This window comes from uncultured Winogradskyella sp., from assembly GCF_947496485.1.
Lineage (GTDB): Bacteria > Bacteroidota > Bacteroidia > Flavobacteriales > Flavobacteriaceae > Winogradskyella.
Map to the genome: position 1 here is coordinate 174,265 of NZ_CANMCZ010000006.1, position 24,910 is coordinate 199,174.

The window sequence follows — 24,910 nt, forward strand, 5'->3', positions numbered from 1 at the left end:
CTATGAATTTGAAGATAAAACATATTGTACTTATCCTAGTTAGTATTATACTTTCAGCTTGTGCCATGGAAAATAGAAGTGTAAAAAGTTCTGATGAAACTTACGAGATGGCTGCAGAAGAATTGGATATAGAAGTCGTAAGTAATTATGAAGTTATACCCACTTTCAACGCTCCATTGATTAATCAAAAATTGCAAGATTTTTATGATTTAATTGCTTTACAAAACCAACATCCTGAGTTTACAGAAGAAGTGACAGAGCAACTAAAGAACTATACAAATGATTCCCTTTCTAATTTTAAAACTAAAAATGTAGCAATCATTGAAAATGTTAAGCAAATAGGTAAGATAATCCACCTTAATGATAGTACAAAGAAAATAAAACTTACTTATAATAAAGTCGTAGACAATACAAAAATCGCTGATACCATTTTTGCTATTATCAATAATAAAATTATAAAAATTGATGGAGAACCGATAGTCTCTAAAAAGGTTCGTTTTTCTAAGAATTAACCTTAATATTCTTTAATTGTTAACCACAATCATTTCAGAATTATCATTTATTTTCAACATATATAATCCTGCAGAAGTTGAGTTGAGTTGAATTGAGGTTGTATTATTTAATTCGTTAAATTTTCTATTTATTTCAATTTTACGCCCTCTAATATCAAACACTTCAATAGCATCTGAAACGTCAGTATTAGTTATGAAAAGTTCTCTATTTATTGTTGGATTTGGGTAAACCTTTTGAATTTGATTATCTATTTCTTGCTCCCCAAGTAAGCCTTCAAAATAAGGTACAGCAAAACTGAACGTACTTTCTGCAATTGCCTGACCAATAAAGCGGCCAGGGATATCATCAGCGGGAGGATGAATTCCACCCCAAATTCTACTCAAACTTGTTTGGTCTGATGCGTCTCTATAAGTTGCCCATTGCAGTATTACATCTTCAGAAGGTCCTTCTTCAAATACTAAAAACTCATTCTTCTTAGCCACAAACTCTCCTAATCCACCTGGAAAAAACGGACTACCAGTCATCATGGTCATTAATTCTGCAGCTGCTCGTGAGAATGTAGAATGTCCTGATACATAGCCTGCAAAAGGAGGAGTCACAAATGTTGGTCTCTGGTAAGGATACCAATTTTCTGCCAAAATCCAGCCTACGCCTGCAACATCAGTTTCTGTATCACTTATAAAATCATGTCCTTTCCAAGTGTACAGTTTTATCTTTCCTACATGTTGATTTGCGAAACCAGATAAAGGATCATCAATTTCAACAACTTCGATATAATTTTCGATTAGTGGAATACCAGAGGTATTATAATTATCTAAAGACATATCTGTACTTTGTCCACGTTCTGCCATTGAGCGAATTGCAGAAATTGGTCTTATATAATCGTACCAACCTTTTATACTCCATGCAGAGATTGCAGAATCATGCATGCCTCCACCTAGAATAAAATAGGCTTTTACGTCCCATTCTAATGTATTCAGAATTTCTCCTTCACCTTGAAAACGTTTTTCAAATTGAGGGTGATCATTCACATAATTCAAAAGAGTAAACCAATGACCTGGCGGAGTTTCAGAATCTGGACCATCTGCCCAAAACTCAGCAAGTACACGACCATAATCTGCTCTTAATACCATGTTAGTCTCATATGGATTTCCAGTAACAGGGTTTAAAGTATGTCCATTACTAATAGATCCTCCTTCCATAAAATTATAGAAATAAGGATACTCAGCATAGTTAGTTGGGAACGCACTTATATCTACATTACCAATAGTGTTTGGAGATATATCTATTTGAACTCCATCACTTGGATCTAAATGCGACTGCCAAACAGAAACCATCGAAAATCCCCATTTATAAGCATCGCTTTCCGCATTATTATCGGTAAGATTTATATATGGTGGAGCTAAAGGATCATGATATACATGATAATTATTACCATCTCTTTGGTAAGTCACTTTTTCTTCATCAGTTAATGCAAATGCAAGAACATTTCCCCATTCAGGACTTAAAAAAGGTGGAGTATCTTCACCCACTATATTTCCGCCTTGGTCGATAAAAATGTTCAATGCTAAAGGCACCCAACGATTCGGATCATTAATTGGTGGATTAATATTAGTACTTGTATCTAATGCATAAGATTCGTTAACTGGCTCATAATAAGCATTATCGTAACCTGTTTGTTCCCTAGAACCATCTTGCAATCCGTAATTAATAATCGTTTGTGCCACGTAATTTCCTAAAGCAGCAGCATTACCAAACTCATATAATAAAGACGAATTGGAGGTGTCATATCCAAGCTTGTCCATTATTAAATCAAACAAATCTTGAGATGTATCAGCATTTGGTGAATTCTGAAAACGATGCGAAAGCAATCGATACATCGCATAACTTATGGAACGTTTTAGTGATTCTTCATTAGTCTCAATGGGTATAAAGTCTTCCAAATCACTGGTAAAACCATTTACAGAATTCCCGATAAGGTACGGATTGGCTACCTCATCATGAATTGCCCAAATATCGTACATGGCAACACTAGTATGAAATAGATTTCTGGCATGTATAGTTGGTCTAGCAAAATCAGCTCTAATGGCTTCTAGTAAAACCTCATTCCACAATCTAGCAATTGATACATCTTCAGGCAGATTATCTGTTCCCAATTCTATATCTAGTGATGCAAGTAAGCTAGAACATTCACTATTAGATTCTGTAACCGAAATCTGACCAATAGATTCTAATTGCCATTTCACTGAGATAGTACTTGTACTTTGGCCACTTAAAATTTCACCACCAGAAACCTGCCATGTAGCAGTAGATCCGTTGGCAATATTATAACTGTAAGTTTCTGTTCTTAAGAATGACGAAGACGTATTACCTACTATTACCTGAGACTCTAAATATGTACAAGACCCATCCTCTAATGTGGCATCAGGATTGTAAGTACATGACAATGGATCTAAACATCCATATATTTTCTGACTTGGAATTATATCTAGTACCTCGATACCAGAACCTTCAGTTGCTTTTATATTAATATCTGAATCTAAATTATTAAACGTTTCTACAAGACCAGATGGCCACTTAATTTCTAATGCCAAAACTTCTGTAGCATCATTTAATCCAAAATGGACGGCTTGCAAGCTCTGTGATAAGAAGCCTACACCGGAATAATAACGTTTAAAAGTTCCATTAGCAGTTGTGATTGTAATTATAGTACCAATACCATCACGATTAGAGGTTGTTCCTTCTAAGTGAATTTTAAACCAATGTAACGAGGGGTTTATATCATCAAAATTTAAAATCTCATTTTCATATAAAAATGATGTACCGTCACTATTTGTTACATATAAATCTATATCACCATCATTATCATAATCCCAATCTATAGCTTCTACACTAACAGTTTCTTCATTTAGACCTAATTCGGAGGAAGCATCTTCAAAGGCATCTTGTCCTTGTACTGTGAGGTTTCTAAAGTAGAAATTAGGCTCTGTACTTCTATTTTCAAAAACATAACCATTGGCAACAAACAAATCTTCATCTCCATCTAAATCAAAATCTGAAAATTTTGTTCCCCAAGCCCAACCTGTATTACCAATATTAAAATTGTCGGCTAGCTCTGTAAAAGTATTATCACCATTATTTTGAAGGAAGAAATTATTATCTATTGCTGTTACAAAAAAGTCGAAATTACCATCATTATTATAATCGCCAATAGTAATTCCCATATCATCACCCATAGTATCCAAACCATAAGCTGTAGCGTTATCAATAAAAGTATTTAAACTATTATTCATATAAAGATTATTGGGCTCGTCAAAATCATTAGAGACCAACAAGTCTAAAAAACCATCTTCATTAAAATCAAAAGGAAATGCGGTATAACTTGCAAAATCTTCACTCTCAATAATACCTGTTGCCACTGAAACATCGGTAAATGTGCTATTACCATTGTTTCTATAGAGTTGATTACTTTCACATGCTTCCCAATCACTAATATATATATCTAGCAAACCGTCATTGTTATAATCAAACCATGTAGCGCCTGTATTCTGACATTCGTTGATAGTTTCAAAACCAGCAATTTCAGTAATATTTGCAAATGTGCCATTTCCTAGATTTCGCCATAATTGCACTTTTAGCGAATAGGTTAAAAATAAATCCGGAAAACCATCATTGTTATAATCTCCCCAAGATGCTCCACTTTTATTTCCGTCTAAACCAAAATAATCGTCTCCACCTTCTTCTTGGGTTAATAAATCAAAAAAACCAGCACTTTCCGTCACATCTGTGAATGTACCATTATTGTTATTTCTGAATAATCTACTTAATGTTTTAGGGCTATCAGTGTTGTCTTTAGCTTTAGCAACAACAAAAATATCGAGATCATTGTCACCATCATAATCTGCAACAGCAACACCATTATTTTCCTCAAGAATATTTAATCCAGCTTCAATTTCTGCATGCTGAAATGTTTGGGCACTAACTTCCGTGGCAAAGAAAATTATAAAGAAGAAAATGAAACAAGAGACTCTATTGACAACTAAGTTTTTTAGCATTCAATTTTTTTATAAATATAAAAATTAGCGTTTACTTTCCATAAGTTTTGGCAACATTAACATCTCACTGAAGGTCTTAGTCGCTTTATGGCTTAATTCATTATTATAATCGTGTGCAGTAAAACCAAAAACATCGAAGTCACCACTAATTGCTGCATTTACACCAAAAAGACTATCTTCTATAACCACACACTCTGATGGTTTAAAACCCATGGTTTTTGCTGCCCATAAAAATATTGCCGGATCTGGTTTCCATTTTTGAATAGTATAACAACTAAAAATGTTTTCTTCAAAATAAGGCAATAAACCAGTTCGCTCTAAATTGAGTTTTATTTTATTTTCTGGTCCACTTGAAGCGACACAAAAAGGAATGTCTAAATTTTTGACTACTTCTAAAACACCGTCAACAGGCTTTATCTCGTTTTTAAACTTTTCGAAAGATCGTTTTCTGTATTCAGCCTCAAAAGTTGAAGGTATTGCAGTATTAATTAAATCTGCAATTTGGTCTATACAATTTTTTAGTGCATTTCCTTTAAAATACTTGTATGCATAATCGAGATTAATATTGGCACCTAATTCATTTGCCATATCAACCATAACTTGATTCCCTAGAGGTTCACTGTCGACCAAAACCCCGTCACAATCAAAAATAATACACTTGTAATCAGACATTAAGGTGTAGAATTAGAAACTTGTAGTACTTTACCGTTATAAAATTTATTTCCTGTTAAAGCAAAATTATGAATATAAGCTGCCATTTCCTTTGCAGTAGTTGGCGCCTTATAACCTGGAAATGCTTCTTCTAACATTTCGGTTTGTACAGCTCCTAAAGCCAAGACGTTAAATTGCGGACCTGTTTCTTTATACTCTTCTGCTAATAATTCTGTTAATGTGATTACAGCCCCTTTACTGGAGCTGTATGCTGCTAATCCTGGGAATTTCATACTGCCTTGAATACCTCCCATAGAACTTATAGTCACAACATGCCCATCACTTTTTATAAATGGCAAAATCACTCTGGCTAATTCTGAAACACCGAAAACGTTGGTCTCATACACTTTTGTAAAATCCTCAAATGTAGTATCAGCAAAAGGTTTATTGATTATAGCACCAGCATTATTAATCAAAATATCGACTTGTTTCCATTCGTCTTTAATGAACTGCTCCACTTTTTGATAATCATCAATGTTACATAAATCGAATGCCAAGGATGTTATATTTTCAAAATGCAAATTATTGACAGGCTGAGCATTTCTAGATAGTGCTAACACATTATGACCTTGATTGGCAAAAAGATGTACTAATTCAAATCCTATTCCTCTGCTTGTTCCTGTTATTATAATATTTTTACTCATCGTTTAAAAGGACTTCTTTTGTTGGTGCATTCATCATACCTTCTAACCCAGGAATCATTTTATTTATAAAATTAGCCATGTGCTGATAATCCATTTGATCCGCTTCGTCGTCAACATGATGGTAGTAATCATAATTAGTGAAATCGAAGGTTGAAATGGCATGTGCTGGCATATTTAGTTGTTTATAAAATGGAAAGTTATCAGATCTAAAGAACAACTGAAACTCTTTTGCCTTAGGAAAAAAACCAACCACTTCTTCACCAGCATATTTATTTAAGATAGGTGCAAAATTAGAACGGTTATAACCACTCATGTAAGCCATGGGAACATCAGCAGCTCTTGGTACACCAATCATTTCAAAATTGATCATAGTATAAGCATTGAAACCTTCATTCTTTAAACGTTCTGCCAAATGTGCCGAGCCTTTTAAACCTTTTTCTTCGGCATCATATAACGTCACTAATATACTTCGTTTATTAGTTTTTGATTGCGCAAAATACCTGGCAAATTCCATAGCTGCAATAGTACCAGAAGCATCATCATTTGCGCCATTTGCAATCGAATCTCCTTCTACAGCTCTACCATTTCCAATATGATCGTAATGACCTCCTAGAATTATATATTCGCTTTTAAGTTTTGGATCGTTTCCTTCAACTATTCCAACGATATTGTATCCATCTAAATCATTTAACTTAAATGAATCTCGATAGGTTTCAAAATAGGGTTTAATACTATTAGATTTAAAATACTTTTCGATAAAAACAGCTGCTTTTTCTATGCCCTCGCTACCTGTTTCTCTTCCTTTCAACTCGTCTGAAGCTAAATACTCCATACTCAATTTAATATCGTCAGCAGATATTGTAATATTATTTTGTTTTACTTTTTCAACGAGTTGTTTTGATTTATCATCCCCAGATTTATCCTCCACTACTTTACGACTAGAGGAACAAGCAATTAAAAAGACAATTAAAATTATTACAAGTGGTTTTTTCATATTTTTATATTTGAGCTTAAAGATAAAGAACTAAAACTAGGTTTAAAATTAATTATTTCCTAATATTACATAGCTTAAGCCTCTATTATTAAGATAGTTATTAGCTTCCCTTAATCTGAGTGTGTTTTTAATATTAGATTTTATTGTTAAAAGCACATTGTCCTACACTTTAAAACGAGAATAAAATGGATTTTAAGCAGCTTCTTAAATTACTAATACTTATTGCTAGTATTCAACTTAGCGCTCAAGATAAGTTCGATATTTCTGGCTTAATCACAGATATAGATAATAATGGTATTTCTTTCGCAAATGTGCTTTTGTTAAGATCTAATGATTCTACATTGATCAAAGGAACTATAACTGATGATAATGGTAGTTATAAAATCGAAAATATCAGTAACGGCAACTACATCGTTATGGGTAGTTATGTTGGTTTTCAAAAAACCTATTCAAAATCATTTAACTTAAGTAATACTTATACTGTTGAAACCTTAGTTTTAAAAGAAGGAAACCAACTAGATGAAGTTTTGATTAAAGCTCAGAAACCATTGTATCAACAAAAAGTAGATCGTATGGTGATTAATGTTGAAAATAGTATAGTTTCCGCTGGCGGAACAGCATTAGAAGTATTAGAGCGGTCTCCAGGGATTAATATCAATAGACAAAGTAACAGCATTTCTATCGTTGGAAAAGAAGGGGTTGTAGTAATGATAAATGATAAAATTAGCTACATGCCAACATCTGGTTTAGTGCAGATGTTAGAGGGAATGAGTGCTGATAATATCGAATCCATAGAATTAATAACTACACCACCAGCTAATTTTGATGCAGAAGGAAATGCTGGTTACATAAATATTGTATTAAAAAAACGTACTGATTTAGGTCTTAATGGGTCTTATTCTATTGCCTTAGGTTATGGAAAAGGGATTACAAATAATGATAATATAAACTTTAACTATCGTAAAAAGAGCATAAACTTTTATGGCAGTTATGGTTTTTCTCTTGATGAAAGAGCGCAACAATTTAAAACCAGTCGGGAGTTTAATGATAATGGAGATTTAATAGCATCTAACACAGTAACTGATAGAGAACCTAATCAACGTAACCATAATCTTAGACTTGGATTAGATGTAAATACATCTGAAAAAACAATTATGGGTATTCTCGTTAGTGCTTTTGATAATAGATGGTCTATGGATGCTGTTAACAATAATATTAATTCCGAAAATGGTAACCCTACATCTTTTGTAATCTTAGATAACGATGAAGTTAATCATTTAAAACATATCGGTCTTAATTATAATATTAAGCATAATTTCACGGAAGATAAATTTCTTAGTTTCGATATTGATTACTTAAATTATGAGTTCGACAACCCAACAAATTACCGTAACTCTTTTTTTGATGATAATAATACATTTACTAATAGTGAATTATTAAGAAGCGGAAAAGAAACACCATTAGAAACTTGGGTAAGTAAGTTAGATTATAGTAACAGAGTAAATGAAAACTTAAAATTTGAGTTAGGCATAAAAGGTGTAAAAAATAATTTTGAAAACGATGTATCTGTCGATAATTTTGAAAACAATATTTGGGTACCTGACCCAACATTAACAAACAAAAGTGTTTTAGATGAAAGTATCTATGCTGGTTATGGTGCTGTTGAATATGGAATTGATGAAAAAACGAGTTTTAAAGTAGGTCTTAGATATGAACATACAGATTCTAAATTAGATACAGATACACAAGGTACTGTCGTAGATAGAAATTACGGAATTTGGTTTCCAAGTGTTTTTATTAATAGGCAGATTAATGACACACTAAGTGTAAATTTAGCTTACTCTAAACGTATAACCAGACCTACCTTTAATGATTTAGCTCCGTTTGTAATATTCTTTGATCCAAATACTTTTTTATCTGGTAACGCTTCTTTACAACCAGCAATTTCTAATGCTTTCAAAGTTGACGTTAATTATAAATCGTATTTTTTATCACTTCAGTATACTAATGAAGATGCTTCTATTGCAAACTTTCAAGAACGTATAGACGAGGCTACTGGTAGATTAATTTTTGAAGCTGCTAACCTAGACTATACAAGAACTTTTGGTGCAACTCTTGGTTTACCAATAAAGTTTTTTGATTGGTGGCGAACTCAAAATAATTTTACATTTATTAAACAAAAAGTTAGAACATTCTATAATGATGAGCCTATAGAATTAAGCTTGGGTAATTTCTCAGCTAATAGTACACACTCATTTAAAATATCCGAAAAGTTTACAGCAGAACTATCTGGTTTTTACAATGGTCCAAGTTTCTTTGGTTCTGCAAAGTATAACGAAGTCTATGGTCTTAATGTAGGATTTCAGCAAAACTTTGGTGAAAAATGGGGAACACTAAAGTTCTCAATTAATGACTTTTTAGATAGTGTTAAGTTTACTGGAGGTACAGACTTACCCGAACAAAATATAAAAACCAACAACACATTCGATTTTTCAAATAGAACTTTTGCTTTAACTTATTCTAGAAGTTTCGGTAACAATAAATTAAAATCATCTCGTAATCGTGAGACAGGTTCTGAAGAAGAACGACGAAGAGTCAATTAAAAAATCCTGTTTCATAAATATGAAACAGGATTTTAATATTTAGATTCTGAAACAAGTTCAGAATGACATATCACTAATACATTTATACTAACATCGTCACAGGATTTTCAATATAACCTTTCAATGTTTGAAGGAATTGAGCACCTGTAGCACCATCAACTGTTCTGTGATCGCATGCTAAGCACAATTTCATTGTATGACCTACTACAATTTGTCCATTTTTAACCACTGGTTTTTCAACAATGTTTCCTACCGATAAAATAGCCGAATTAGGTTGATTGATAATAGACGTAAAGCTATCGATACCAAACATTCCTAAATTAGACACAGTAAACGTACTACCTTCCATTTCGTCTAAAGATAATTTCTTGTTTCTGGCTTTACCAGCATACTCTCTAACTGCTGCTCCAATTTGAGGTAAACTCTGTTCATTCGCAAATTTAACAACTGGAACTAACAATCCATCTGGCACTGCTACTGCAACACCGATATGAACATGATTATTTAATTGCATTCTATCGTCAAACCATTGCGAGTTCACTTGCGGATGTTGTTTTAAAGCCAATGCACACGCTTTAACAATCATGTCGTTATAAGAAATCTTCGTATCTGGAATAGAATTGTATTGTACTCTAAAAGCAATAGCATTTTCCATATCAAACTCCACATTTAAATAATAATGCGGCGCTGTAAACTTAGATTTAGCTAAATTTTTAGCTATCGCCTTACGCATATTCGAGTTTGGTACTTCATCAAAATCTTCTTGTCCTGTAGGAACAAATTTACCTACAGAAGCTGTTTGTGCAGACGGAGTAAAGTTCTCTATATCACGTTTTACGATACGTCCATTTTCTCCTGAACCACTCACTTGAGATAAGTTGATTCCCTTTTCATCAGCCATTTTCTTAGCTAGAGGTGAAGCAAATATTCTTCCTCCAGAATTTGAAGCGGACGCTGATGTAGAACTTGAAACTTTTGGTGTTTCTGTTTTGGTTTCAACAGGCTTTGGAGCTTCTATTTTCTTTTCTTCTTTTTCAGTTTCTGTTTTAGCTTCAGAACCTGAAGCCTTAAAGTTTTTGGCTACTCCTGAAACATCAGTACCTGCTGGGCCAATAATAGCCAATAAAGCATCAACTTTAGCGGATTCACCTTCCTCTAATCCTATATGCAACAAGTTTCCTGATTGGAAAGATTCAAATTCCATCGTTGCTTTATCAGTTTCAATCTCAGCTAAAATATCACCTTCTTCAACCTCGTCACCAACTTTCTTCAACCAAGTTGCAACAGTTCCTTCTTCCATAGTATCACTAAGACGTGGCATAGTAACAACTATAACCCCTTCAGGTAAATCTTCTTTAGACGAAGTTTCAAAATCTACATCAGAAATATCTTTTTCTTCATCTTTAGACTCTGGTGCAGCTTCAGACTTTTCAACTTCTGTACTTCCATTTAGGTAGCTAGAAATATCCTCACCTTCGTCACCAATAATAGCTAAAAGTGTATCTACTTTGGCAGTTTCTCCTTCTTGTATTCCGATATGCAGTAGAGTTCCTTCATTAAAAGATTCAAACTCCATAGTAGCTTTATCAGTTTCAATTTCTGCTAAAATATCACCTTCTTCAATTTTGTCTCCAACTTTTTTCAACCAAGAGGCAACAGTACCCTCTTCCATGGTATCGCTCAATCGCGGCATATTAATTACTTCTGCCATAGCTTACTTAATTTTGTGATCTATAAATGGGTAATCTTCTTGCTCGTATACAACATCATACATAACGTTCTTTTCTGGAAATGGTGATTCATCTGCAAATTTCTCACATTCTGAAACGCGTTTCTTAACATCTTTGTCAATAGCTTTCAGGTCTTCTTCTGTAGCATATTTCTTTTCAAGAATAATATCTTTTACTTGCGTAATTGGATCGATTTTTTTGTATTCTTCAACCTCATCCTTTGTTCTGTAATGCTGCGCATCAGACATAGAGTGACCTCTGTAACGGTAAGTTTTTACTTCTAAGAATGAAGGTCCACCACCTTTTCTGGCACGTTGAATCGCTTCATCAAAAGCCTCAGCAACTTTTATAGGATTCATTCCATCCACAGGTCCAGAAGGCATATCGTAACCTAAACCTAGTTTCCAAATGTCAGTATGATTTGCAGTACGCTCTACAGACGTTCCCATGGCATAACCATTATTTTCACAAACGAAAACTACTGGCAAATTCCATAGCATAGCTAAGTTAAATGTTTCGTGCAATGAGCCTTGTCTTGCAGCACCATCACCAAAACAACAAATTGTTACTGCATCTTTATCATGATACTTATCACCAAAAGCAATACCTGCACCAAGAGGAATCTGACCACCTACAATTCCATGACCACCATAAAAACGGTGTTCTTTAGAGAAAATATGCATAGAGCCACCAAGACCTTGAGAGGTTCCTGTAGCCTTTCCAAACAATTCTGCCATGACGCGTTTTGGATCTACTCCCATACCTATAGGCTGAACATGATTACGATATGCAGTAATCATCTTATCCTTAGTTAAGTCCATAGCATGTAAAGCACCTGCTAATACAGCTTCTTGTCCATTATATAAATGAAGGAAACCTCTAACTTTTTGTTGAATATAAACTGCGGCAAGTTTGTCTTCAAACTTTCGCCAGAATAACATATCCTCATACCACTTTAGGTAAACTGCTTTGGTTATTTTTTGCATGTGTTGATTAATTCATTAAAATAGAATAACAAAAATAACACATTACACAATAATGAAGAAACAGGATGTCGTAAAAAAACAGAAGATTATTGAATAATCTACAACAAAAAGTTTATAACACTGAATTATCAAAAAGAAGTGGTAGTAAATTAGCTAAGGAAGCTGATTTAACAACTTTTCCCTCTTTACCCATGAAATAAATTTCTATTGGTAGATTTTGTTTTATCTCATACTCTGCAATCGATTGTCTGCATGCACCGCATGGTGGAATCGGTTTACTAGTCACCTGATTTTGAGACGATGCTGAAATTGCCATTTTTAAAATCTTAGCATTTGGGTATTTAGCACCAGCATAATAAATAGCTGTACGCTCTGCACATAAACCTGAAGGATAGGATGCATTTTCCTGATTACTGCCAATGACAACTTCATTATTATCGAGTAAAATAGCAGCACCAACGTTGAATTTTGAATAAGGAGCATAGGCATTTTCTCTCGCCTTTACTGCTTTACTCATTAAATCTTGAATGGTTTGGGGAAGTTCATCGATATTTAAATAAACTTGTAATGTGGTTTCTATTTTAACTTCCTTCATGGCTTACAATTTACTTTAGACAAAAAAACTATTGCTTTTATAAAACAATAGTCTTTTAATCTGATTAAAGTTATACTCTAATACTCATCATATTCGCCAGCACCAAAATTAAATGTTAGTGAAAAGCGTAATGTATTTTCTAATGGACTCTGAACTTTCGATGCAGAGAACAAATATGATAGATCTACATTTATGGTTGTATATTTAAAACCTGCTCCTAAAGCAAAAAACTTACGCGCTCCTTTATCTTCAGCTTCATTAAAAAAACCTGCTCTGAAAGCAAAGTTTTCTTGATATGAATATTCTGCACCCAATGCCCATGTAAATTCTCTTAACTCTTCGCTAAATCCACCTGGTGCATCGCCAAAAGATTGAAAAACACCACTAAGAAAACTCACATCAGGATCCTGACCCGAAACAATTACATTACTATTGACCGGATTGTTAGGAAACCCTTCTAAATCGTCTTCATCTTCTTCATATGTGCCATTACCATTGTTGTCTGTAAATTGGTATTCGTCTCCTAATATAGGAGGTGTAGGTACTAATAGTTTACTTACCTCAGCTGTAACTGCCAACTTACTATACTCATCAAAAATAAAATCAAAACCCGCACCTAATCTTAAATTGGTAGGTTGGAAATTCTCTCTACCTCCATCATCATACTTAAATTTTGGTCCTAAGTTTTGAATTGCAAAACCAGCTCTCCAGCGACCATTAAAATCATTATACGCTTCTTCCTCTGATTGATAGTAACCTGTAATGTCTGCACTAAATGTACCAGCAGCATCTGCAGTTGGATCTACAGCAGCTATTCTTAAATCTGATCTCATATAACGCATGGCAACTGCCATAGAAAATTGATCTGCCAAACGCAGAGTATAGGCTACATCTGCTGTAAATTCATTTGGTTTTACATTAATACCTGGATCGTTTTCACTTTGTGTTAAAGTGATTTCTCCTAAACTAAAGTATTTAAAACTTGCGGAAATAGCACTGTATTCATTTAACCTATTAAAATAAGTAGCATAGCTAATAGAGATATCATTGACTAATTTACTTAGATATGGTGTATAACTTAAACTGATTCCAGATTTAGCTTCTGAAAATGCATATTTCGCCGGATTCCATTGTTGTGAAAACCCGTCCACAGATGTTGCTACTCCCATATCTCCCATAGCCGCAGCTCTTGCATCGGGAGCAATAAGCATAAAGGGAACTCCTGTTGTTATAACTCTGCTGTCATTAGTTTTAGGAATTACTACTGTTTGACCATATGTTAGGTTAAATGTAACAAAAGTGATTAGGGTTATTGCGTATTTCTTCATGTTCAATTTAGTTATTAATGCTAGTCTAGTAACATTAATTCGTTAACAAATATAAATTATTATTATAGTATGACAAGTTTTTGAATTTTTTCAACTTGTTTATTTAAACGGTTAGATTTCACTTTTAGTTTATAGACATAGACCCCTTTTCCAATTTTATCACCAAAATCGTCTCTTCCATCCCAAATTATGTCTTTAGATAAAGAGCTTACAGCTTTGCTTCCTCCTGTGGTTTGTCCGTTTAATGTTCTTACCAACTTACCAGAAACAGTGAATATTTGTACTGAAACGTCTAAAGGCTCCACACTATTGTGATTAAACCAAAACTCTGTATAACTCACAAAAGGATTAGGATAGTTTAAAACATTATTTATAACTAATTCTTCATCTTTATCAAAAACCATAAACTGAATTTCTGCTGTTGAAGAATTATTATAAACATCCCAAGCTTTTAAAGTTAAGGTATGTAAGCCTGGTTCTAAATCTCTAAATGGATAAGTGACTACTCCATTAGTATAATCATCTATATTGGCCTGATAATAATCATTTAATACAATTGGGTTCGTTTCGTCTCCATCAATTATAGCTGTAATATCATGACCTATACCACTAGATGTATTTATTCCATTATCGTCTTGTAATTTTGCCAATAAATTAGGAGATTCATTAGTAATACCGCCAGACACGAAATTCTCATCATTCATAAACAAATTGATGACTGGTCCTGTGTTGTCCTCAGGTGCATTTTCATTAATACCTCCAATTTTAATATCGAAATTAGCTCCAGCTTGATCAGAAAGTGGATTATCTGTTTGGGCATAAAAACTCACTTTACCATTACCGACAGGAATACCAATATCCTTAGGTACAATAAAATCAAATTCAAACTGTCCATTAACTATACTTGCCTGACCTTTAAAAATTACTTCCCCTAATGTTGTAAAATCCAAGATAATTAAATCCCCGTTTGAATCTGTTACACCATCATTACCTAGAGTTTGACGCTCAATCTCTTTATCAAAAACTGTAGCTGTTAATGTACCATTATAATCAGACAATAAACTTCCATTTGCATCCACAACTTCACCTGCCAATTTTGTATAACTTAAAGCCTTTAGAGTGTCGATAGGTTGTGTTATTTCAACATCGTTTACCTTAGTTAGTCTAACATTTGGTTTTGCGAAAGCTAATTTCATTGCAGGATCTCCAATGAAAAATACTAATCGTTTTTGTGTGAGGCCAGATATACTATTGTCCGTTTTGGTAAGACGCAAGGCTTCTGCAGCAGAGGAATAATCATTAGCTTGAAAAGCAAATAAATAATCGTCTAATTCCTTATTAATAGATTCTCCTACTGTAACAAAAATTTGTCTTGTTGTTGTTATTAATCCAATTGCACCACCATTTATGTTCCAAAAAGTAAACTCGCCTGCAGTATCTCTATTTGGATCATCAAATTTTGTGTATTCACAAGTTACGGTAACAAACAAATTAAATTTACATACGTTGTTAACTTCTTGTGCCTCGAACTTATCAAAAATTCGTTCTTTAGCAATACCATCTTCACCTCCGTGACCAAAATAGTTAACTACTAATGCACCTACTTCAATAGCATCCTTTATAGCTTTATTTACCTTAGGATATCTATTACCAGCGGCAGATGACTCTTGTTCAAACGCGTCTGAGTGTATTTTAACTACATTCAGAAATGGTTTTTCTGCATTTAAGGTCGTACCAAGACCATCTGTGGTTTCTTGTAATGTTTTCTCCCAATCCACATCGACATCATCGGAAATAAGAAGTATGTTATTTCTCCAACTTCCATAGGCTTCTTTTTGATAATAAGCATCAATTTTATCTACCATTTGCTTGGCACGTTGTGCATCTTCAGCCAATATCCTACCTACAGCAACATCCATTCTATCGGCATTACTCATTGTACCTTCATTATCATCAAGCATGGCATAAAAATCATCCGAAACAAATGAATTCGTTAAAGCAAAACTGCTTATAGTGTACCAAGAAGGCACTAGATTAGTATTATTAGGTATTCTATTTTTATAATCATAAGAGCCCTCTCCGAACAAGCATAAATACTTTAACCTTTTACTCGGTGTGCTTGCATTATCATACACATATTTTACAAAATTTCTTAAAGCGGCTATATCTTGACTACCTGTACTAAACTCATTATATATGGATTGCAAATCAACTACTTTTACATTAAGGTTATACTGATTTCTGTTGATCTGCGCTAAACGCTCTGCTTGCGATAAAAATTGGTTTGGAGATAAAATGATATAATCGACATCTTCGAATTCGCCTTGCGCGTTATTAAAAATAGTTCCTTTTAAATTTTGATTTACAACTATTGACTTTGAATCTTTTATAGGTTGAAAAAAGTTAGAATTAGAAAATGCCAGATATTGTCGCGCTTCGCCAGACTGAACTTTAAAAGACATCGTATTCTGGTCATCTGAATTTATGATATTAGAGATATTAAAGCGATCTGTAATGTCCCATATTTCTTCTACCGCAGAGCTATTAGACAGAACGTATTCTGCAATTCCGGGTGTAGTATTAACATCCCTATTTTTAAAGACTAACTGATCTCCATCATAAGTAAGATCTCTTGTTGCTTCAATATTTATATAATCTAAATAGGCATTCCCAGAAGGATTTCCATTATTGTTATAATCTAGTGTTATTGTAATATCATCAGAAGATATGTTTAGCGAATTGCTAAATGTAGCTCCACTTGCTAAAACAGATCCAGAGACTATAGGATTTAAGTTTAAGTTTGAAACTGCATTACCATTTATAGTAATTGACATATTGGTTGATACTTCAGAGACAGCACCAACTGCAATTTTAAAACTTACAGGTTCGCTATTCACTAAATTTGGAAATTGAAATTCATACTCACGTTGATTTTCGATATCAAAATCATCTCCAAACCATTTACGCCCCAATTTCGCTAAGTTATACTCATCAACTTCATAAAACTGATAATCTTGAAACGTATTAATCTGTATATCAGCAACTGCATCAATAGTAGGCATAGTCAGAATACGTTTTCCATTTCCAGAACTTATATTTACATAATAATAGGTTTTATCAGCGTATAGATTTATGTTAGTATCACTCTCTTGATTATAAGTTGTAGGACCTTCGCCATAAAAAAGTATATAATCGTTATTATCGAAACTACCATCTTCTTCACCAACAAACTTTACAGCATTTTCAACAACATCAAAAGGGTAATTTTCTGAATTTGATAATGGTAACATCCTTCCACCATTACCATAAATCTTTATAGTTCTTGGATCAACAGAATTTGTATTAACTCCTAAACTACTTAAAAAGTTTTTTGTTAATTGAAACACACCAGTCTTATCAATATAAAATCGATACCATTGTCCTGTACTTAAAACCGAATTCGTAATTTCAGTTAGACCCTTTGCTCTACTTTCATAGTTATTGGAACGCTTATTATATATAATTGAGAAAGCAGTAATTTTTTTATACAATCCTTTATCCTTAATAATAGGACTCAATTCAAAATAATACGAACGCTTTCCTCTAGCATTAGTATTATATAACTTGTACTTAGGAGAAGTTGGTATGAGTTGTGTATTTAAATTTTTTAATTCGGATTCGGATATATCTTCATAAGCTACATTAGATATGCTTACTGAACTTTCGTCTATAATACTTCCGTCACTATCCCATTGTGCAAAAAAGGTTAAACCATCTTTATTATTATAATTAAGGTGTTTAACATCAAAAGCAGGAACTTCAATTTTGCCATAATCAGTTTCTAATGTTTTTACACCAGCCCAGTTAATATTAAACTGTTTTTGCTGAGCAAAACATATTATAGAGAAAAAAAGAAAGAATATTGAATAGCAATTTTTCATTTATCCATTTTGGTTTCTTAGCCTTAAAAAATTACATAATTGCATCTCTAACCAGACAATTATATAAATTTACAGTAAAATAACGCCCTTAAAAGCGTGTTATTATGACTTCGCAATTTTAATTTCAAAAATACAACAATAATTCATTTCAATGCTCGTTATTAAAGAGCAAAATACATCCATAAATTGGCCAAAAATCCGATGTTATGTTCAAAAAAAAGGATGAAATGCACTTTTTTTTGCAATTTGACCCAAAAAAAAGTTGTCAGTTTACCTTTAATTGTTATATTGCGACTCTAAAATTTAACGAGCTTACTTAAACGTATGGATATGAAAAATGTCTCAAACCTAAAATTATTAATAGTAATAACGCTTTGTGCAACTATAGTTAGTTGTAAGCGTTCTTCTAATTCTGGCAACGTAGATAGTGCCACAGGATGGAAAATCAACGACAAAAAAGGTGGTTTTCAGTACAACACCCAATTTAAAGAACAAGAAACTCCTCCGGGAACCGCATTTATTGAAGGCGGAACGTTCACAATGGGTAAAGTACAAGATGATCCAATGCATGACTGGAATAATACTCCAAATCAACAGCATGTACAATCCTTTTATATGGATGAAAACGAAGTAACTAACTTGAATTATCTAATTTATTTAGATTATTTAAAAAATGTCTATCCACCAGATGATCCAAATTATACCTTAATATATAAAGGAGCATTACCAGATACTTTGGTATGGAGAAATAGACTTGGTTACAATGAAATGATGACTGAAAATTATTTACGTCATCCTGGTTATGCCAATTACCCTGTAGTGGGTGTAAGTTGGATACAGGCTGTAGAATATGCGAACTGGAGAACAGACCGTGTAGCAGAAATGGCTTTACAAGAAGCTGGCTATATAAAAAGAGATGCGCAATATACAGATGTGAATGCAGAAAGTACATTTAGTACAGATACTTATATTGCTGCTCCATCTCAAACTTACGGAGGAAACGAAGAAGTATTGACTGGTGGAAAACGTAAACAACAAACTGATGCTGATGGTAATCCTATTAATGTATATGCCAACAGAGAAACAGGGTTAATTCCTGTAAAATACAGACTACCAACCGAAGCTGAGTGGGAATATGCTGCTCTTGGAATGAGTGAATTACGAAGCTATAACGTATATAGAGGACGTAAAAAATATCCTTGGGATGGTCAGTATACAAGATCTGGTAAACGTGTTAATCGTGGAGATCAGATGGCAAACTTTAAACAAGGAAAAGGTGATTACGGTGGAATCGCAGGATGGTCTGATGATGGTGCTGATATTACTGCAGAAGTTAAATCTTACGAACCAAATGACTATGGATTATATGATATGGCTGGTAATGTTGCAGAATGGGTAGCTGATGTTTATAGACCAATCGTAGATGATGAGTTTAATGATTTTAACTACTACAGAGGTAATGTATACACTAAAAATGCGATTAATGACGATGGTAGTGTAAAAATCGTTACTGTAGACGAAATTGTATATGATACATTAAGTAACGGTAAAATCGTAGCTAGAGATTTACCAGGTGAAATTGCTAGAATCGCTATTGATGAAGATGAAACTTATTTAAGAACTAACTTCAGCAAAAGTGATAATAGAAACTTTAGGGATGGTGATAAGCGCTCTTCACGCTATTATAGAGAAAGCTTTGATGAAGTTGAAGATGCTACTAAAGATAATACAGGTAAAATGTATAACTCGCCTAAGCATCGTGTAGAAGTAGATTCTACTGATGGTAAAATGATAAGAGAATACGATAAGTCTAACAGCAGAACTTCATTAATTAATGATGATGTTAGAGTTTACAAAGGTGGTTCTTGGAGAGATAGAGCTTACTGGATTGACCCTGCTCAGCGTCGTTATTTCCCGCAAGATATGGCAACAGATTACATCGGCTTTAGATGTGCTGTATCTAGAGTAGGTTCTAAAACTGAAAAAGGTGGTAAAAAACGTAATTAATAAACGTTAAATAATATTTAAAAAAGTCCTGATAAATTTATCAGGACTTTTTTATTTTTAAGCCTATGGAAATAGATGTGCTTTATCAAAAATTTAAAATGTGTTCTGGTGTGTCAACCGATACCAGAAAACTCTCAAAGGATTGTATATACTTTGCATTAAAAGGCGATAATTTTGATGGTAATGAATTTGTACAGAAAGCTTTTGAAAGTGGAGCGAAATATTGTGTTGTCGATTCTAAAAACGCTGTCATTAATGAAAACTGTGTTTTAGTTGATGATGTTTTATCTAGTTTACAACAACTAGCCACTTACCATAGAAGTGAAATTGGCATACCTATAATTTCATTAACAGGAAGTAATGGTAAAACAACTACCAAGGAACTTATTAATACTGTTTTGTCCTCTACATATAAAGTAAGAGCAACAAAAGGTAACCTAAATAATCATATTGGTGTTCCGTTAACCTTGTTAAGCTTTACGAAAAGTTTAGATTTCGGTATTGTTGAAATGGGTGCAAATCACAAAAAAGAGATAGCTTTTTTGAGTCAAATTGCACAACCAGACTATGGCTTAATTACCAATTTCGGAAAAGCACATTTAGAAGGTTTTGGAAGTGTAGAAGGTGTCATAAAAGGAAAATCTGAATTATACGATTACTTAAAAGCAAATGACAAAACTGCCTTTATAAACACTGATGATAAAAAGCAGATTAAACAAATCGGCGACTATGCAAACACGATTTCTTTTGGTGCAGACATAAATAATGATTGCGTTATAACTTTTAAAAGTGCAAATCCTTATGTAAAACTCAACTATGATAATATCGAAATTAACAGCCAACTTATTGGTGATTATAACTATGGTAATATAGCCGTAGCTGTAGCCATTGGTAAACATTTTAATGTTACAACTGAAGACATAAAAAAAGCTATTGAAAGCTATCAACCAGACAATAATAGATCTGAGATTATTAGAAAAGGTACAACTAGAATTATCTTAGATGCTTATAATGCGAACCCAACGAGCATGATAGCTGCACTTAAGAATTTAAAGCAATTAGATGCTAAAAATAAATACTTGTTTCTTGGTGATATGTTTGAATTAGGTAATGAAGCTGAAGCTGAACATCAAAGCATTACCAATTTTGCTGAAGATAATTTTGATGAGAATATATATATAATCGGAGAAAACTTCTATAAAACAAAATCAAAAGAAACAACTAAGGTGTTTAACAGTTTTGAAGATTTAAAACCTATTCTCAATAGCCTAAACCTTTCTGATTCTACTATATTAATTAAAGGTTCTAGAGGTATGGCTTTGGAACGAATCTTAGATTTAATCTAAAACTTTTGTGGGTCATACTGGATTCGAACCAGTGACTTCTACCCTGTCAAGGTAACACTCTAAACCAACTGAGTTAATGACCCTATTTATTATAACCAAAAAAGTCCACATTTCTGTGAACTTTTGTGGGCGCGAAGGGATTCGAACCCCTGACCCCTTGGGTGTAAACCAAGTGCTCTGAACCAACTGAGCTACGCGCCCTCTAAATTGGACTGCAAATATAGATTAGTTTTTAAAATCTCAAAAGGTTTTTGATAAAAAAATCAAATAATTTCTGCTACTACAAAAGTACTTCCTCCTATATAAATTAAATCATCTTTTTCAGCGTTTAATTTTGCATTATATAAGGCATCATTTACGCTTCTATAAGATTTGCCGAATAAACCGACATTTGCAAATACTTCCCTCAATTTAATCGCATCAAGACCACGTTGTACATCTGGTTTACAAAAATAATATTTAGCTTTTTTAGGAAGTAATGGTATAATGGAATCCAAATTCTTATCGTTAACTACACCAAATACAATATGTAGTTTATCAAACTTTTCAGATTGCAATTGTTGCATCACATAAGTTAGTCCTTCTCTATTGTGTGCGGTATCACATATAATTTTTGGCTGCTTTTGCAAAACTTGCCAACGACCTTGTAAACCTGTGTTTTTCACAACGTTTAGCAGTCCTTTTTTCAACTGAGTTTCAGAAATTATAAATCTAGAATCTCTTAAAACTTCAACAGACTGTAACACAGTTTTTATATTATGAATCTGATACAATCCCTTGAGGTCACTTTCTAAAGTGTGTTTTATTAATTGATCTGCAAAATATATTTCTGAATTGCTATCTGCTGCCTTAGCTTTAAAAATAGCTTTGGTTTCTGTCTGTGTTTCTCCTATAACTACTGGTATACTTTGCTTTATAATTCCTGCTTTTTCAAAAGCAATTTCTTCAAGTGTATTACCTAACATCTGCATATGGTCATAACCAATGTTTGTAATCACAGATAATTCTGGCATAATAATATTTGTAGAATCTAGTCTTCCACCTAATCCTACCTCAATGACTGCAATATCAACCTTTTGTTTAGCAAAATAATCGAATGCCATTCCAACGGTCATTTCAAAAAAGGATAAACTATTCGAATCTAAAAAAGCTTTATTTCGTTTTATAAATCCTATAACAAATTGCTTACTAACAACTTTTCCGTTTATTCTAATGCGTTCTCTAAAATCCTTTAAGTGTGGTGAGGTATATAGTCCGACTTTATAACCAGCTTCTTGCAGAATCGATGCCAACATATGGCTTGTAGAACCTTTACCATTTGTACCACCAACATGAATAGATTTGAACTGCTTATGAGGTTCTCCTAATTGCTCTGATAATTTTAGTGTATTAGATGAATCCTTTTTAAAGGCTGAGTTGCCTTTATTCTGATACATGGGTAATTGTTGGAACATCCAACTTACAGTATCTTGGTAATTCATTGTTTATTGACCTACATCAAAGTTAATACTAACAAAGCCTATTTGTCTAGTTGGTGCATCATTATCTGCTGGCCACTTATGTGATAAGGCAATCTTTTTCGCAGGTTCTAATAAACATGGATGTGTGTTTGTAGTACCTCTAATTCCTGGCTCTGCACTTACAACTTTTCCAGCTCTATTAACTTCAATTTTTACAACAACCAAGCCGTATTCATTACAGTCTTGTTTGTATATCCTTTTTGTTGGTCTCCCTCTTCCACCAAGTCCATATCCAATTCCACCCTTTCCTGGCCCTGAACCACCAAAATAGCTTGGTGCGTATGGATCTCCATCTAACTGACCTTTGTTTCCTCCTTTATCATCTGGTCCTTCTCCACCATCAGTATTACCATCAGAATTAGCTACACCATCAATAAGATCTTGAAGTTTCTTCTTTTTCTCAGCTTCCTCTCTACGTTTTCTTTCTTCTGCTTCACGTTTTTGACGTTCTGCACGCTCAGCCTCAGCTTTTGCTTTTGCCTCAGCTTCTTTTTGCTTTTTTATTGCAATTGATTCTGCTGACTCTTGAGTAATAACTTCTTCAGCTTTTGATGTAGATTCCGTTGGTTCTACTTTTGTTTCCTGTGGTTGAGATTCCTCTGCGACCTCTTCTTCAACTGCCTTCCTAGGCTCACTTAAAGGTTTGTTTCCACTTCCAAAATCTGTTGTTCCGAAATTAACAGCAATACCATATTCTTCTGGTGGATCTAAATATTGAGGCCCAACAAAAAATAACAACAAGAATAGAAGCAGAGCAATTAAGCCTGTGATTCTCGCAGAATTACGTTGATGTTTGGTCCCTAAATATTTCACTGTTTTATATACTTTGATTAGTATAGTTTCAAAAATGATGCCGTTTAATTTGGCTTCACTGCTAATATCACCTTGAATTTGTTTCGATTTGCAATATCCATAACCTTCACTACATTTTCAACAGGCACAGATTTTTCAGCCCTTAAAACAATTGTTGGTGTTTCTTGTGTTGCCATAATAGATATTAACTGACTTTCTAAAACACTTTCGCCTACACGTTTCTGATCGATATAATAGGTCAAATCTTTTTTAATACTAACAGCAGTAGATTTTTTATTCTCCGTCTTTCCACTAGCGGTAGGCAAAATAATATCAATGGCATTAGTTGTCACTAAAGTTGAAGCAATCATAAAAAAGATTAATAACAAGAATACAATATCGGTCATTGAAGCCATATTGAACTCTGGTGTTACTTTATTTCTTCCTCTAATATTCATATTAGATAGGTTCGTTTAAGTGATCTAAAAATTCAACAGAATTAGCTTCCATTTGATGGACTACTTTATTTGTTCTCACGACTATATGGTTGTAAGCCACATATGCAATAATACCAACAACCAATCCTCCAACTGTGGTCGTCATAGCTGTATATAAACCACTAGCAAGTACATCCATTTGTATAGTTCCGCCAGCATTAGCTAATTCAAAAATTGAAAGTATCATACCAACTACAGTACCTAAAAAACCAATCATAGGAGCTACACCAGAAATTGTTGCTAAAACACTTACATTTTTTTCTAAACCGTAAATTTCCAATCTCCCAGCATTTTCAATTGCTGTATTGATATCTTCAAGAGGCTTACCAATTCTAGTAATTCCTTTTGCTATTAAACGAGATACTGGGGAATTTTGTTGAGCACAAAGCATTTGAGCAGAATCAATTTTACCATTACTCACGTGATCCTTAATTTGATTCATAAAATTTGAATCGACTTTAGAAGCTGCTTTAATGGCAAAAATACGTTCAAAATAAATGTATGTTGCCATAATTAAGAGTAGAAATAGAATTAGAATAATAACCATTCCTGCAGTTCCACCGCTTGTGATTAATTCTATAATGGAAAGCGTTTTTTCAACTGATTCTCCTTCAGTTAATACTTCTGCACCATCTTGAATAGTACTGGATAATATCATACTATAGTTTT

The 24,910-nt window shown here is 33.4% G+C and carries 17 protein-coding genes and 2 tRNA genes; 4 read left to right on the top strand and 15 right to left on the bottom strand.

The genetic code is table 11. The features are described 5' to 3' along the window. Positions 1-2 precede the first annotated feature (2 nt). Positions 3-512, top strand: a complete 510-nt coding sequence (locus Q0822_RS16265; protein ID WP_299125691.1) for a hypothetical protein — start codon at positions 3-5, stop codon at positions 510-512. A gap of 12 nt (positions 513-524) precedes the next feature. On the opposite strand, the gene Q0822_RS16270 is transcribed toward Q0822_RS16265, so the two are convergent. From Q0822_RS16270 to Q0822_RS16285, 4 genes are read right to left on the bottom strand one after another with little or no spacing between them, the layout of a single operon-like run. Beyond that, positions 525-4,568, bottom strand: coding sequence for an FG-GAP-like repeat-containing protein (locus Q0822_RS16270; protein WP_299125694.1), 4,044 nt, complete (start codon positions 4,566-4,568; stop codon positions 525-527). Positions 4,569-4,592: 24 nt separating this feature from the next. Continuing rightward, a complete protein-coding gene (locus Q0822_RS16275; RefSeq protein WP_299125697.1) occupies positions 4,593-5,240 on the bottom strand; it encodes an HAD family hydrolase in 648 nt (215 codons plus the stop codon). Beyond that, the gene (locus Q0822_RS16280; RefSeq protein WP_299125700.1) at positions 5,240-5,923 is read right to left on the bottom strand and encodes an SDR family oxidoreductase; all 684 of its coding nucleotides are present in this window, start codon (positions 5,921-5,923) and stop codon (positions 5,240-5,242) included. The genes Q0822_RS16275 and Q0822_RS16280 overlap by 1 nt, the downstream gene beginning before the upstream one ends. Then, complete coding sequence (locus Q0822_RS16285; protein WP_299125702.1) at positions 5,916-6,917, bottom strand: M20/M25/M40 family metallo-hydrolase; 1,002 nt, start codon at positions 6,915-6,917, stop codon at positions 5,916-5,918. Before Q0822_RS16285 ends, Q0822_RS16280 begins: the two co-directional genes overlap by 8 nt. 185 nt (positions 6,918-7,102) lie before the next feature. On the opposite strand from Q0822_RS16285, the gene Q0822_RS16290 reads away from it, so the two are divergent. Beyond that, a complete protein-coding gene (locus tag Q0822_RS16290) occupies positions 7,103-9,520 on the top strand; it encodes an outer membrane beta-barrel family protein (RefSeq protein ID WP_299125704.1) in 2,418 nt (805 codons plus the stop codon). 82 nt (positions 9,521-9,602) lie between these two features. Here Q0822_RS16290 and Q0822_RS16295 read toward each other — a convergent pair whose 3' ends face one another. The 5 genes from Q0822_RS16295 to porU all read right to left on the bottom strand — a co-directional run bounded on the left by Q0822_RS16295 (position 9,603) and on the right by porU (position 18,079). Further along, positions 9,603-11,231 carry a pyruvate dehydrogenase complex dihydrolipoamide acetyltransferase gene (locus tag Q0822_RS16295; RefSeq protein WP_299125706.1) on the bottom strand — a complete coding sequence of 543 codons (1,629 nt, stop codon included), beginning with the start codon at positions 11,229-11,231 and terminating at the stop codon, positions 9,603-9,605. Positions 11,232-11,234: 3 nt separating this feature from the next. Next, positions 11,235-12,236: a pyruvate dehydrogenase (acetyl-transferring) E1 component subunit alpha gene (gene pdhA / locus Q0822_RS16300; protein ID WP_299125709.1), complete on the bottom strand. Its 1,002-nt coding sequence runs from the start codon at positions 12,234-12,236 to the stop codon at positions 11,235-11,237. A 112-nt stretch (positions 12,237-12,348) separates the two neighbouring features. Then, complete coding sequence (gene cdd, locus Q0822_RS16305) at positions 12,349-12,831, bottom strand: cytidine deaminase (RefSeq protein WP_299125712.1); 483 nt, start codon at positions 12,829-12,831, stop codon at positions 12,349-12,351. 77 nt (positions 12,832-12,908) lie between these two features. Continuing rightward, positions 12,909-14,159, bottom strand: a complete 1,251-nt coding sequence (gene porV, locus Q0822_RS16310; protein WP_299125714.1) for a type IX secretion system outer membrane channel protein PorV — start codon at positions 14,157-14,159, stop codon at positions 12,909-12,911. A 62-nt stretch (positions 14,160-14,221) separates the two neighbouring features. Then, the gene (gene porU, locus Q0822_RS16315) at positions 14,222-18,079 is read right to left on the bottom strand and encodes a type IX secretion system sortase PorU (RefSeq protein WP_299125715.1); all 3,858 of its coding nucleotides are present in this window, start codon (positions 18,077-18,079) and stop codon (positions 14,222-14,224) included. Positions 18,080-18,403: 324 nt separating this feature from the next. Between porU and gldJ the strand changes: the two genes are divergently transcribed. Next, the gene (gldJ, locus tag Q0822_RS16320; RefSeq protein WP_299125716.1) at positions 18,404-20,086 is read left to right on the top strand and encodes a gliding motility lipoprotein GldJ; all 1,683 of its coding nucleotides are present in this window, start codon (positions 18,404-18,406) and stop codon (positions 20,084-20,086) included. A gap of 65 nt (positions 20,087-20,151) precedes the next feature. Then, on the top strand, positions 20,152-21,432 hold the full coding sequence (gene murF, locus Q0822_RS16325; protein WP_299125717.1) for a UDP-N-acetylmuramoyl-tripeptide--D-alanyl-D-alanine ligase: 1,281 nt from the start codon (positions 20,152-20,154) through the stop codon (positions 21,430-21,432). Between the two features lie 8 nt (positions 21,433-21,440). On the opposite strand, the gene Q0822_RS16330 is transcribed toward murF, so the two are convergent. From Q0822_RS16330 to Q0822_RS16355, 6 genes are all read right to left on the bottom strand, one after another. Beyond that, positions 21,441-21,515 (bottom strand) — tRNA-Val (locus Q0822_RS16330). Positions 21,516-21,558: 43 nt separating this feature from the next. After that, positions 21,559-21,633 (bottom strand) — tRNA-Val (locus Q0822_RS16335). Between the two features lie 62 nt (positions 21,634-21,695). Beyond that, positions 21,696-22,913 (bottom strand): folylpolyglutamate synthase/dihydrofolate synthase family protein, encoded by a 1,218-nt coding sequence (locus Q0822_RS16340; RefSeq protein ID WP_299125719.1) that lies wholly within the window; start codon positions 22,911-22,913, stop codon positions 21,696-21,698. A gap of 3 nt (positions 22,914-22,916) precedes the next feature. Continuing rightward, positions 22,917-23,765: an energy transducer TonB gene (locus tag Q0822_RS16345; protein ID WP_299125720.1), complete on the bottom strand. Its 849-nt coding sequence runs from the start codon at positions 23,763-23,765 to the stop codon at positions 22,917-22,919. A 44-nt stretch (positions 23,766-23,809) separates the two neighbouring features. Continuing rightward, entirely contained in the window at positions 23,810-24,202 is a 393-nt protein-coding gene (locus Q0822_RS16350; protein ID WP_008269293.1) for a biopolymer transporter ExbD, read from the bottom strand. A 1-nt stretch (position 24,203) separates the two neighbouring features. Next, on the bottom strand, positions 24,204-24,899 hold the full coding sequence (locus Q0822_RS16355; RefSeq protein WP_299125722.1) for a MotA/TolQ/ExbB proton channel family protein: 696 nt from the start codon (positions 24,897-24,899) through the stop codon (positions 24,204-24,206). Between the last annotated feature and the right edge of the window lie 11 nt (positions 24,900-24,910).

Coding starts and splice junctions, on each gene's coding strand:
- Q0822_RS16265 (WP_299125691.1), top strand. CDS start 3: ATGAATTTGAAGATAAAACATATTGTACTTATCCTAGTTAGTATTATA.
- Q0822_RS16270 (WP_299125694.1), bottom strand. CDS start 4,568: ATGCTAAAAAACTTAGTTGTCAATAGAGTCTCTTGTTTCATTTTCTTC.
- Q0822_RS16275 (WP_299125697.1), bottom strand. CDS start 5,240: ATGTCTGATTACAAGTGTATTATTTTTGATTGTGACGGGGTTTTGGTC.
- Q0822_RS16280 (WP_299125700.1), bottom strand. CDS start 5,923: ATGAGTAAAAATATTATAATAACAGGAACAAGCAGAGGAATAGGATTT.
- Q0822_RS16285 (WP_299125702.1), bottom strand. CDS start 6,917: ATGAAAAAACCACTTGTAATAATTTTAATTGTCTTTTTAATTGCTTGT.
- Q0822_RS16290 (WP_299125704.1), top strand. CDS start 7,103: ATGGATTTTAAGCAGCTTCTTAAATTACTAATACTTATTGCTAGTATT.
- Q0822_RS16295 (WP_299125706.1), bottom strand. CDS start 11,231: ATGGCAGAAGTAATTAATATGCCGCGATTGAGCGATACCATGGAAGAG.
- pdhA (WP_299125709.1), bottom strand. CDS start 12,236: ATGCAAAAAATAACCAAAGCAGTTTACCTAAAGTGGTATGAGGATATG.
- cdd (WP_299125712.1), bottom strand. CDS start 12,831: ATGAAGGAAGTTAAAATAGAAACCACATTACAAGTTTATTTAAATATC.
- porV (WP_299125714.1), bottom strand. CDS start 14,159: ATGAAGAAATACGCAATAACCCTAATCACTTTTGTTACATTTAACCTA.
- porU (WP_299125715.1), bottom strand. CDS start 18,079: ATGAAAAATTGCTATTCAATATTCTTTCTTTTTTTCTCTATAATATGT.
- gldJ (WP_299125716.1), top strand. CDS start 18,404: ATGGATATGAAAAATGTCTCAAACCTAAAATTATTAATAGTAATAACG.
- murF (WP_299125717.1), top strand. CDS start 20,152: ATGGAAATAGATGTGCTTTATCAAAAATTTAAAATGTGTTCTGGTGTG.
- Q0822_RS16340 (WP_299125719.1), bottom strand. CDS start 22,913: ATGAATTACCAAGATACTGTAAGTTGGATGTTCCAACAATTACCCATG.
- Q0822_RS16350 (WP_008269293.1), bottom strand. CDS start 24,202: ATGAATATTAGAGGAAGAAATAAAGTAACACCAGAGTTCAATATGGCT.
- Q0822_RS16355 (WP_299125722.1), bottom strand. CDS start 24,899: ATGATATTATCCAGTACTATTCAAGATGGTGCAGAAGTATTAACTGAA.